This window comes from Neobacillus muris (genome assembly GCF_943193175.1).
Taxonomy (GTDB): Bacteria; Bacillota; Bacilli; order Bacillales; family Cytobacillaceae; genus Neobacillus; species Neobacillus muris.
This window is the reverse complement of sequence record NZ_CALPDF010000006.1, coordinates 180,457-191,436: the sequence shown is the minus strand read 5'-3', so window position 1 is coordinate 191,436 and position 10,980 is coordinate 180,457. Positions and strand designations below refer to the sequence as shown.

Here is a 10,980-nt window from a genome sequence, read left to right as displayed (position 1 = left end):
GATATAATTAGGGCTATAAGTCTATTTATGCCATGAATTAAGTGCATTTAATTTATGTGCATATTAATAGAGATAATGTGGGAAGGGAGGGAATATCAATGGATTTGAGAGGAACCTACACACAGTCAGGTGTTTTTGTTCACAACAGTTACAAGGATAATATCATCATAGATAAGTATAATCGGGTTTTTGGAAAAATGAGGGGAGCTAAGCTAGAAGCACTACGCAGTGAAAATAGTGAGGATGCCATGACATGGAACACCTTTCGGACATTTCAAAAAATTGATCCGGACTTATGGCTCCCTAAATTGTTCCATCTGTCTTTTGGCGAATGGCGGCTCGATATCGTCAAGGATATGAAAATTTCATTATGGAAAAGATTCAGCTCGCCGGTATCCCTTTGGGTACCTGAACGTGAATCTGAGATTGATGTTATGCTGGAAAATGAAAAGTTTGTCTGGATTATTGAAGTTAAATACAAAAGCGATATAAAAATGAGTACGGCTAGAGATGAAGCTAGAAACCAGGTGCTTCGAAATATCGATATTGGGTCCGACTATGCCAAAGACAAGGAATTTTATTTTACCTTGTTAATCCTTGATGAGAAGCACTCTCCCAAGGGTGCAAAGGTGGTAAAAGAATATCAGTCTAACGCCGCTGCATTAAAGCAGGCTTTGCCTCACCGGCAGAATGGGTTCATTCATGTAGCAGGCATTTCTTTACTTAAATGGGTAGACATAAGGGATCTTTTTTTTACATGCGAGGAAAGCGCTTACTATGAAGATGAACGGTTTTTGTCGCGTCTCGCGAAGGAGTATTTGCAGAAAAGGATTCCGAATAATTAAGCGATTTCCTTTACACATTGGTTTATTAAGCGTATGATGTAGTTAATCAAATACGGAATATCTACTAGGGGTGCCCAGTATGCGGGCTGAGAGAAAACGGCAGCGTTTTTAACCCTTCGGACCTGATCTGGGTAATACCAGCGTAGGAAAGTAGGCTTAGTGAAACATCGTTGTTTCTTTGACTTACACAACCAGGTCCATTTGGATCTGGTTTTTTTGTGTTTCAGCGCGGCTCATCTCTCTAGTGGTATGGCAAGAAAGGAAGTGACACCAAGCAATGTAGCCAGAGGGAAAATTAAACATCAAGGAACGCAGCGGCTTTTCAAAAAGAGGGAAACAAATAGATTGGAAGGGGAGCTTTCATAATGGAAGAACTAATCAAATTTTTGCAAAAGGTTAGGGAAGAGAAACCACTTGTACATAATATCACGAACACGGTAGTGACGAATTTTACAGCCAATGGGCTGCTTGCCTTAGGGGCATCTCCAGTGATGGCATATGCTCCAGAAGAAGCAGCGGACATGGCGAAGATTGCTAGTTCACTAGTGTTAAATATCGGAACACTGACAGAGCAAATAGTCGAATCGATGTTAATGGCGGGGAGAGCCGCAAACCTTTACGATAAACCTGTTATTTTAGACCCTGTTGGTGCAGGGGCAACGCCCTATAGGACAAAAACAGCCCAGAGAATATTGAACGAAATAAATGTTTCCATCCTTAGGGGAAATGCGGCCGAAATCGCCAATGTAGCGGGGGAATCATGGGAAATAAAGGGGGTCGATGCCGGGGAAGAACAAGGAGATGTGATCAGCTTGGCGGTAACGGCAGCCCAAAAACTTAATACAGTAGTCGTGATTACCGGAAAAGAGGATGTGGTAACCGATGGAAAAAACACCTGCATCATAGCCAATGGGCATCCAATATTAACCAGAGTGACAGGAACTGGGTGCCTTTTGTCCTCTGTTATTGGAGCTTTTGCCGGAGTGGGAAAGGATCTGTTAACAGCATCAACTGCTGCTGTGGCCTTCTACGGGATTGCAGCAGAAAAGGCTGCAAAACAAACAATTGAGCAGGGACCAGGCAGCTTCCAAGTCGAATTTTTAAATCAACTGTCAATGGTAACAGCAAATGACCTAAAGATCGGCGCATCTGTTAGAACAATCACTGAATGAAAGGGATGTTTACCATGAAAAAAGCATTAACGATAGCTGGATCGGACTCTGGCGGAGGGGCAGGAATACAAGCCGATCTCAAAACCTTCCAGGAGCTGGGGGTATACGGAATGTCTGCCTTGACGGCAGTAACGGCACAAAATACATTGGGCGTTCACGGAGTTTACCCAATGACAGCCGAGGCAGTGACAAAGCAAATTCAAGCCATTGCTGAGGATATCGGCACTGATGCAGTGAAAACAGGGATGCTGTTTAACGCAGAGATTATTGAGGCAGTTTCAGAAAATCTGCGGGTCTACAAATGGGAAAATGTTGTTGTTGACCCTGTGATGATTGCAAAAGGCGGAGCCTCGCTGCTGCAATTAGAAGCCATTACGGCTTTGAAAAAATATTTGCTGCCTCTGGCAAAGGTGATCACACCGAATATTCCTGAGGGAGAGGAGTTAATCGGATTACAGATAACAACGCATTACGAAAAACAAGAGGCAGCAAAACGAATTCATGACATGGGTGTTCAAAATATTGTTATAAAAGGCGGCCATGATGAAGATCCTGAACAAGCCATTGACTTATTGTTTGATGGAAAAGATTTTTACAGCTTTCCAAGCAAACGGGTCCAAACAAAGAATACCCATGGAACTGGCTGCACTTTTTCCGCAGCGATTACTGCAGAGCTTGCAAATGGGAAAACAGTACAAGAAGCTGTTTTGACAGCAAAAGCGTTTATCCAGGCGGCGATTGAAGAGGATTTAGAAATCGGCAAGGGACATGGTCCAACTAACCATTGGGCTTATCGAAATAGGAACAAGGAGCTGATCAAGTAATGGTAGAATTGCGGGAGGCATTAAAGGTTTATTTTATTTTGGGCAGTCCCAATTGCCAAAAGGATCCAGTGGAAGTACTTAAAGAAGCCATTGCCGGTGGAATTACCATGTTCCAGTTCCGTGAAAAAGGAGAGGGAGCACTAACGGGAGAAAACAAATATGTTCTTGCTAAGAAGCTTCAAAGAATCTGTATGGATAATGGAATTCCGTTTATCGTAAATGATGATATTGAACTGGCCATTAAACTAAACGCGGATGGCGTCCATATCGGCCAGGAGGATGAACCCGTCAAAGAAGTAAGAGAGAAGCTTGGCAATAAAATTTTAGGGGTATCGGTGCATACGGAGGAAGAAGCCAGGCTGGCTCTGCAAGACGGTGCAGACTATTTTGGAATCGGTCCCGTTTTTCCGACCAAAACAAAAACAGATGCCAAACCCTCTAGAGGGACCCTATTGATTGAAGCATTGCGGCAGTTAGGTTATTCCATTCCAATTGTGGGGATTGGCGGTATCACTATTGAAAACGCCGCACAGGTAACAGCAGCAGGCGCAGATGGTGTCTCGGTTATTTCCGCCATTAGTTTAGCTGAGTCTCCTATGAGAGCGGCAAGGGAGCTAAATGGAGGAGTGGAAAGAGGTCTTGGTCATGAATAAAACCTATAAATTAACTCTTACTGCCATGATGATCGCTATTGGGACGATTTCTAGCAATCTGGTTGTGATTCCAGTCGGTTTTACCAAAGTATTCCCTATCCAGCATTTTTTAAATGTGGTATCCGCTGTATTATTGGGACCTTATTATGCTGTAGCACAAGCTTTTTGTACTTCCGTGTTAAGAAATTTAATGGGGACCGGCTCTATTTTTGCTTTTCCTGGCAGCATGGCTGGCGCCTTCTTAGCCGCCATTTTATTTTTAAAAACAAGGAAAATATACATGGCGTTTGCTGGTGAAGTGATTGGAACCGGCATCATAGGGGCGATTCTTTGCTATCCGATTGCGAGTCTTTTACTAGGACAAAAAGCAACGCTGTTTGGGTTTATCCCGCTGTTTATTTTCAGTTCGTTTGCCGGGGCGCTTCTGGGCTTTATCATTTTAATTGTTTTTTTAAGAAAAAAAGTGTTGTTAAAGACCGGCTCCTTTGACAATAGAGTCAACCAGTGAATGGGGAGGCAGAATCATGAATGATCAGCACGTTAAACAATTAGTACAAGAGGTGGAGGCAAGGCAAGAGGAATTACTCAGCCTGCTAAAAAACCTGATATCGTTTCCAACGGTCAGCCCTCCAGCGAGGAACACAAATGAAGTCCAGAACTTTGTAAAAGAGTACTTGAAGAATTTGGGTTTCCAAACTGATCAATGGGAGGTGTACCCGGGAGATTCCAATGTGGTTGGTACCCTTAAGGGAACAGCATCGGACAATTATCAAAGCCTGATTATTAACGGCCATATTGATGTGGCCGAAGTGGGCGATGAAAAAGAATGGGAAACACCTCCATTTCAGGCGGTCATCAGGGAGCAAAATATTTATGGACGCGGCACGGCTGATATGAAAGGCGGTATTGCTTCAACTCTTTATGCTATAAAACTGTTAAAAGATATGGGATTCTCGCTTCGGGGGGACCTGCAATTTCAATCGGTTATTGGAGAAGAAGCTGGAGAGGCTGGAACATTGGCCTGTGTGGAACGGGGCTATCAAGCCGACTTTGCAGTTGTAGTCGACACAAGTGACCTACATATCCAGGGACAAGGCGGTGTCATTACTGGCTGGATTACTATTGAAGGCCAAAAAACGTTCCATGATGGACTGCGTAGACAGCTGATACATGCTGGAGGCGGCATCCACGGTGCCAGTGCCATTGAAAAGATGATGAAAGTAACTGCCGGACTTCAGGAGTTAGAACGTCATTGGGCTGTGACCAAAAGTTATCCAGGCTTTCCTCCTGGAACGAATACGATAAATCCTGCAGTTATTGAAGGCGGAAGGCATGCGGCATTTATTGCTGACCGCTGCGCTTTGTGGATCACGGTCCATTTTTATCCAAACGAAGATTATGAACAGGTGATTCAGGAAATTGAGCGGCATATTGCTGCAGTGGCAGCCGCTGACCCGTGGCTGCGGGATAATCCGCCGACGTTTATCTGGGGTGGGAAATCCATGATTGTTGATCGAGGTGAAATATTCCCTTCTTTAGAAATCCAAGCTGACCATCCAGGCACAAGGGCTTTGGCCCATTCATTTGAGTGGGCAATATCTCAAAAACCTGCTATCGGCATGTCAACAACGGTAACCGACGCTGGCTGGCTTGGCAGGGCGGATATCCCGACTGTCATTTTTGGCCCTGGAAAATTGGAGGATGCGCATGCTGTTAATGAAAAGGTAGAGATCAAGCAGCTGCTGGATTTTGCCAAGACGATGGCAGTCTTTATCGCGGAATGGTGCAATACCCGCAAGGAGGGGAAATAACGTGAAATTTACAGAGCGGCTTCGCCAAAATGTGGATCCTATATGGAAAAAAACTCACCAGCATCCATTTGTAATTGGAATGGGCAAAGGTGACCTTCCGGTTGAGTCTTTTATCCGCTATATGAAACAGGATTATGTTTTCCTTATTGATTACTCGAAGCTTTTTGCCTTGGCGGCAGTGAAATCCAAAGATAGAGTAACCATGGCGGCATTTGCCAAGCTGCTCCATGAAACACTGCACGGAGAAATGGATTTGCACCGTCAGTATGCAGAAAAGTTTGGAATAACCTTAAACGAACTGGAGGAAACGAAACCAGCACCAATGAACTTTGCATATACCGGCTATATGCTGACTGTTGCCCAAAACGGATCGTTAGAGGAATTAATCTCGTCACTTCTGCCTTGTATGTGGAGCTATTGGGAGATAGGCTCTTTGCTAGCAGAACGATATCCTGAATCTAGCAACCATCTATTATATGGCGAGTGGGTAAAAATGTACTCTTCAGACGAATTTGGAGAGCTGGCATCCTGGTTGATTCAGCAGCTCGACATACTTGCGGAGGGGAAACCGGAACGGGAATTATCCGTTTTGGAAGAGCATTTTCTGATTGCCTCACGATTTGAATACTTGTTTTGGGATATGGTTTATCAAGGGGGCGATTGGCCTGTCTGATTCATCGATGCTTTCCATCAAAGAACTTACATACGGCTTTGAAGCGGGACGTCCGATTTTTGAAAATTTATCGCTGGATGTCAAACCGGGAGAATTTGTTTCTTTGATTGGTCCTAGCGGTTCTGGAAAAAGTACAATGTTCCGATTAATTACCGGGCTATTGGAGCCAGACCACGGGGAGATTATCATTGACGGCAAGCTTCCGGAGAACCGGCTGGGGCATATTGGCTATATGCCGCAAAAGGACCTTTTACTGCCCTGGAGGACGGTTTTTGATAATGTGCTGCTCCCTTTAGAGGTTGGTAAGAGTAATAGGCAGGGAAAGGCTCAGGAAATCCGGGCCTGGCTGGAGAGGTTTGGCCTGGCAGATTATGAGCAAGCGTATCCCAAACAGTTGTCAGGAGGGATGAGGCAGCGGGCAGCCTTTTTAAGGACCATCATGACAGGAAAAAATCTTCTCTTGCTGGATGAACCGTTTGGCGCTCTCGATTCCCTCACAAAAAGGAAAATGCACAGCTGGCTGCTCGGCATTTGGGGAGAATTGCAAAAAACGATTATGTTTATAACTCATGACTTGGAGGAAGCCATTCTATTAAGTGACCGGATTTATCTAATGAAAAGAACGGGGATTTGGGAATTTAAGGTCCACTTGCCGCGTCCCAGGAGTCCTGAATTAATTTATCAACAAACTTTAATTAGCATGAGAAAAGAATTGGAGTGGCTGATTCATCGTGAAAGCTAAATGGAAAAAGTGGACCGAAGAGTATGGGTTATTTGTGATTGCAGTGATTCTATTGATGAGCATCTGGGAGTGGGTGGTCCGCCAGGGGGAGATTCCGTCGTTTATCCTGCCCTCTCCTTCAGCAATTTGGGGGTCATTTCAGGAGAACCGGCAATTGCTGTTAGAGGAACATTTACCTGCCACATTAAAGGAAACCTTCATAGGATTTGGCATCTCGCTGGCTGCAGGGCTGCTATTTGGAGCTCTTATGCATTTTTCGAGAATTGTAGAAAAAGTTCTATATCCGTTCTTGGTCATCAGCCAGACAATCCCGACCATTGCGATTTCTCCGATTTTCATCATGTGGTTCGGGTATTCGATTTGGAGCAAGATTGCAGTTACGTTTTTGGTTGCATTTTTTCCAATTGTGGTAAGCACCTATGACGGCCTAAAGGCTGGCGGCAGGGAATATCAGGAATTATTGCAGACGATGGGGGCCGGCCGTTGGACGATTTTTCAAAAAATCCAGATTCCAATGGCACTTCCCTCCATCCTTTCGGGAATCAAAATGTCGGTCGTATATTGTGTAGTGGGTGCAACCATTGGCGAATGGCTTGGTGCGAGTGAAGGTTTAGGGTATTTTAGCCGGCGGATGTCCGGGAATTTGCAGGCAGATGCCGTGTTTGCGGCGATATTTCTTCTGTCACTGCTGGGAATGGCTCTATTCGTATTAGTCAGTTTACTAGAAAAACAGCTGTTAAAGCAAAAAAACTATTAACATCTTGAGAGGGTAGATTTACGATGAAAAAAGGTTTATTTCTAATCATTAGTTTTATGCTGCTATTGCTAAGTGCTTGTAGCGGGAAGGCGGCTGAAAAAAAGGAAGGGTCAAGCCGGAAGGAGGAGAAGGTCAGCATTATGCTGGATTGGTATCCAAATGCGGTCCATTCGTTTCTGTATACGGCAGAGGAGAAAGGCTATTTTAAGGATCAGGGCTTGGATGTTAACATTCAAATGCCGGCGGATACGAATGATCCATTACGCTTGGCGGCCGCCGGAAAAATTGATTTAGCCATCAGCTATCAGCCTGAGGTGCTGGTGGCAAGGAGTGAGGAAATTCCTGTCCAGTCCATTGCGGCACTTGTTCGTCATCCATTAAATCAGGTCATGGTTTCAAAAGAAAGTTCTATTCAGTCACCAAAGGATTTAGCAGGTAAAACTGTCGGGTATCCATCAATCCCTCTGGATGAAGCCATTATTGGGACAATGGTAGAATCTGACGGCGGGGACAAGCAAAAGGTAAAAATGGTTGATGTCGGCTGGGATTTAATACCGGCATTGGCCGCAAATAAGACGGATGCGCTAATCGGGGGCTACATCAATCATGAAAAATTACTTTTGGAAAAAGAAGGGTATCCAATCCGTACGTTAAATCCTTCTGATTACGGAGTCCCTGATTATTATGAATTGGTTCTCGTGGCCAGTGAGAAACGAGTAAAAGAAAAGCCAGAAGTATTTAAAAAGCTAATGAAAGCACTCACCAAAGGCCAACAGTATGTTTCTGAGCATCCGGAGGAGGGGCTGGAAATTCTGATGAATCATGAAGAAAAATCATCACCATTAGAAAAAGATATTGAGACCAAGAGTCTGGAAATCCTCCTCCCGCTTATGGATGCTAAAGATAAATCATTCGGCTGGCAAGATCCGGAAACATGGGAGAATGTTGCTAAATGGTTAAAGAACAAGCATGTCATTACCAAGGAGGTAAAAGCCGAAGATGCATTCGTCAATTTCAACTAATTCAGACATCCTCAGTTATGGATTCCATATCCCTATTGGCTGGATTCATTCCTTCATAAAACGGTCTAGTAATCATAGTCATAAGATAAGCTGAAACCTTAGGGTTCGGCTTTCTTTTTTTGTTTAAATACTCGATCAGTTTGCTTGAGTTTGTAATGCCGATTCCGTGCCCAAAATATTGATCTCCGCCAAAGTTAATGACATTTTCCGCCCGCCAATGTGCTTCTTGCGGACTGAAATCAGGGTTATTGAAATGGAGAACATCACCGGGTAAATAGTCGTCCCCAAATTTTGTGTGAATCGGCAGATCTTCATCAAATTGCCAATCCATAAGATAGAGCCTAGAGAAGAGCACATCAAACCTGTTCGAGCCAATCGAATATAATGCCGCAATATAGAGGACAATGGCAATGGCAGTCGAGCATTCAAATGCATAACGTGAGCCATTCTTAATGATATCCATAATGGCAGTGGAAGGCTTGACAGCTGGCTTAAGCAGAAAACCTCCATTCTCAAGGCGGTCCCAATATTCCTTGTTGCAAAAGGAGTACTTAAAAGTAGTAAATTTTGCGCCGCTTTTATCCAATTCTCTTGCAGCTTTCATCGTATTAGACCTAAACATCAATTCAAATTGTAACTGATCAAGTCTATAGTACTGGTAGAGTTCCTGATAATCACTCATTAATGAAAGGATGGATTTCTGTTCTTTAGTGGTAATTGATTGTAAGATGGCATCGCCTGGTTTTACGGTTTTATTTCCTATTTTTATCATCATTTACCTCCCAGCATATATTCCTATTTAAGGATATGAGGAAGTAACTTGAAATTTTACATAATGATGATAAAAGTTAAAATAATTCTAAATCTTCCAGTCTAATAAACAATTATAAAACACACTTGGTTCACACGTTATTGCCGAACCATTACCCTTGACCTGATCAGCCGGTATCCTGTTAAACAAGCACAGATTAAACAGATAGCCGATGATCCGATAAAGACGATATGCATGCCATGTATAAATATGTCTGGACGGTCCGGAATTAGCCCAGTCACATGGCGGCCTGCTTTGGCACTCATTACACTAAATAGAGTAGTAGTTGCAACAGAAATCCCAACAATCATTCCTAAATTTCGAATTAATGCATTCACACTGCCTGCACTTCCTAATTGAGCTTTGGGGACCGTTGACATCACTAATGAATTATTTGGGGATTGGAACAGCCCGGTTCCTAGTCCCAGCATAGCTACATAAATCCCAACTAAGATGAGGGAACTTGCATCAGACAAATTCGCGAGTCCAATTTGGGCAATGACCATCACAATCAAGCCAATAAATGTTAAAAGCTCTGAGCCAATTTTATCTGATAGGGCGCCGCTGAGTGGAGCAACAACAGCCATCGTAATTGGGAACAGCATTAATATTAGTCCGGAACTTGCTGGTGACAGATGTAAGATGTTTTGTGTATAAAATGGCGAAATAATATTAAAGCAAAAGTTTGCCACAAATACAAGAAATCCACAAAGGATACTCAGTGAAAATAACGGATTCTTAAATAATGACAATTGAAGCATAGGCTCATTTTTATGAGACTCAACCCAAATAAATGCTAAAAATGCTCCCGCAGCCAATAAGAAAGCAGCCAATATCTGCGGGTCCTGATACCCTGCCTGTTGACCCAGAAGCAGGCCAGAGAAAAGGGAAATAATGAAAACAGCAAACAAGAGTGTCCCTGATTGGTCCAGTTTAGCATGGGAAAACGTAATATCTTTCGGAAGCATTCTCCAGCCAATACTGATAGCAATAATGCCTACCGGGACATTCACCCAGAAAATATACTCCCACCCTAATGCAGAAATCAAAAGGCCGCCCAAACTAGGTCCCGCAATACTGCCAAGGGATACAAAGGTCCCAACTAGTCCTAGTGCCTTCCCGCGCTCTTTGGGCGGAAAAATTTCCGTTACAATTCCCTGGCTGTTTGCCATCGTCATGGAGGCGCCTAATGCTTGGACCACACGGCAAATGACTAACATGCTCAAGGATGAGCTAAAACCACATAGCAGCGATCCAAGAATAAAAATGATGGTCCCCGTCCTAAAGACCTTTATTTTCCCAAGAATATCTCCTAATTTTCCAAAGAAGAGGATAAAGGTACAGATCGCAATTAAATAGCTGCTCACAACCCATTCAGTTTTGGCGATCGGCAAATGAAGATGGTCGGAAATGACCGGCAAAGCGATATTGACAATACTGGCATCAAGAGTGGCCATAAAGGTAAATAGATTGAGAATAATTAAGATTTTCCAACGATTTTCCTGTATTCGTGGAACCTCTTGAAAGGTTTTTATGTTTGGAACCAAGGGAAACACCTCTAAATGAAAGTTGAGTTGCAAGAGCAACTATATGATAAACACTAGTGTATCCTATATTAGTTGCGTTTGCAACTAATATAGGATATTATCATTTTAAGATTAAAAGAGATA

12 protein-coding genes and 1 riboswitch are annotated in these 10,980 nt (G+C 43.4%); of the genes, 10 read left to right on the top strand and 2 right to left on the bottom strand.

Going from position 1 to position 10,980, the window contains the following annotated elements; genetic code table 11:
* The first annotated feature begins 98 nt into the window (after positions 1 to 98).
* The 10 genes from NFS43_RS07065 (at position 99) to NFS43_RS07020 (ending at position 8,499) form a co-directional block, all read left to right on the top strand.
* A complete protein-coding gene (locus tag NFS43_RS07065) occupies positions 99 to 845 on the top strand; it encodes a hypothetical protein (RefSeq protein WP_251550840.1) in 747 nt (248 codons plus the stop codon).
* Between the two features lie 56 nt (positions 846 to 901).
* Positions 902 to 1,011: riboswitch (TPP riboswitch) on the top strand.
* A gap of 199 nt (positions 1,012 to 1,210) precedes the next feature.
* Positions 1,211 to 2,017, top strand: coding sequence for a hydroxyethylthiazole kinase (gene thiM, locus NFS43_RS07060; RefSeq protein ID WP_251550839.1), 807 nt, complete (start codon positions 1,211 to 1,213; stop codon positions 2,015 to 2,017).
* A 5-nt stretch (positions 2,018 to 2,022) separates the two neighbouring features.
* Positions 2,023 to 2,841 carry a bifunctional hydroxymethylpyrimidine kinase/phosphomethylpyrimidine kinase gene (thiD, locus tag NFS43_RS07055; RefSeq protein WP_420910301.1) on the top strand — a complete coding sequence of 273 codons (819 nt, stop codon included), beginning with the start codon at positions 2,023 to 2,025 and terminating at the stop codon, positions 2,839 to 2,841.
* Positions 2,841 to 3,494: a thiamine phosphate synthase gene (thiE, locus tag NFS43_RS07050; RefSeq protein ID WP_251550837.1), complete on the top strand. Its 654-nt coding sequence runs from the start codon at positions 2,841 to 2,843 to the stop codon at positions 3,492 to 3,494. Before thiD ends, thiE begins: the two co-directional genes overlap by 1 nt.
* Complete coding sequence (gene thiW / locus NFS43_RS07045) at positions 3,487 to 4,002, top strand: energy coupling factor transporter S component ThiW (protein WP_251550836.1); 516 nt, start codon at positions 3,487 to 3,489, stop codon at positions 4,000 to 4,002. Before thiE ends, thiW begins: the two co-directional genes overlap by 8 nt.
* Positions 4,003 to 4,018: 16 nt before the next feature.
* Positions 4,019 to 5,305, top strand: a complete 1,287-nt coding sequence (locus NFS43_RS07040; RefSeq protein WP_251550835.1) for an acetylornithine deacetylase — start codon at positions 4,019 to 4,021, stop codon at positions 5,303 to 5,305.
* A 1-nt stretch (position 5,306) separates the two neighbouring features.
* The gene (tenA, locus tag NFS43_RS07035) at positions 5,307 to 5,978 is read left to right on the top strand and encodes a thiaminase II (RefSeq protein WP_251550834.1); all 672 of its coding nucleotides are present in this window, start codon (positions 5,307 to 5,309) and stop codon (positions 5,976 to 5,978) included.
* Positions 5,926 to 6,720: an ABC transporter ATP-binding protein gene (locus tag NFS43_RS07030; protein ID WP_338150591.1), complete on the top strand. Its 795-nt coding sequence runs from the start codon at positions 5,926 to 5,928 to the stop codon at positions 6,718 to 6,720. The genes tenA and NFS43_RS07030 overlap by 53 nt, the downstream gene beginning before the upstream one ends.
* Positions 6,710 to 7,477, top strand: a complete 768-nt coding sequence (locus NFS43_RS07025) for an ABC transporter permease (RefSeq protein WP_251550833.1) — start codon at positions 6,710 to 6,712, stop codon at positions 7,475 to 7,477. Before NFS43_RS07030 ends, NFS43_RS07025 begins: the two co-directional genes overlap by 11 nt.
* Before the next feature lie 23 nt (positions 7,478 to 7,500).
* Positions 7,501 to 8,499, top strand: coding sequence for an ABC transporter substrate-binding protein (locus NFS43_RS07020; protein WP_251550832.1), 999 nt, complete (start codon positions 7,501 to 7,503; stop codon positions 8,497 to 8,499).
* Position 8,500: 1 nt separating this feature from the next.
* Here NFS43_RS07020 and NFS43_RS07015 read toward each other — a convergent pair whose 3' ends face one another.
* Both NFS43_RS07015 and NFS43_RS07010 read right to left on the bottom strand, forming a co-directional pair.
* The gene (locus NFS43_RS07015; protein ID WP_251550831.1) at positions 8,501 to 9,271 is read right to left on the bottom strand and encodes a protein-glutamine gamma-glutamyltransferase; all 771 of its coding nucleotides are present in this window, start codon (positions 9,269 to 9,271) and stop codon (positions 8,501 to 8,503) included.
* 137 nt (positions 9,272 to 9,408) lie between these two features.
* Positions 9,409 to 10,857 carry an MFS transporter gene (locus NFS43_RS07010; protein WP_420910300.1) on the bottom strand — a complete coding sequence of 483 codons (1,449 nt, stop codon included), beginning with the start codon at positions 10,855 to 10,857 and terminating at the stop codon, positions 9,409 to 9,411.
* Positions 10,858 to 10,980 lie beyond the last annotated feature (123 nt).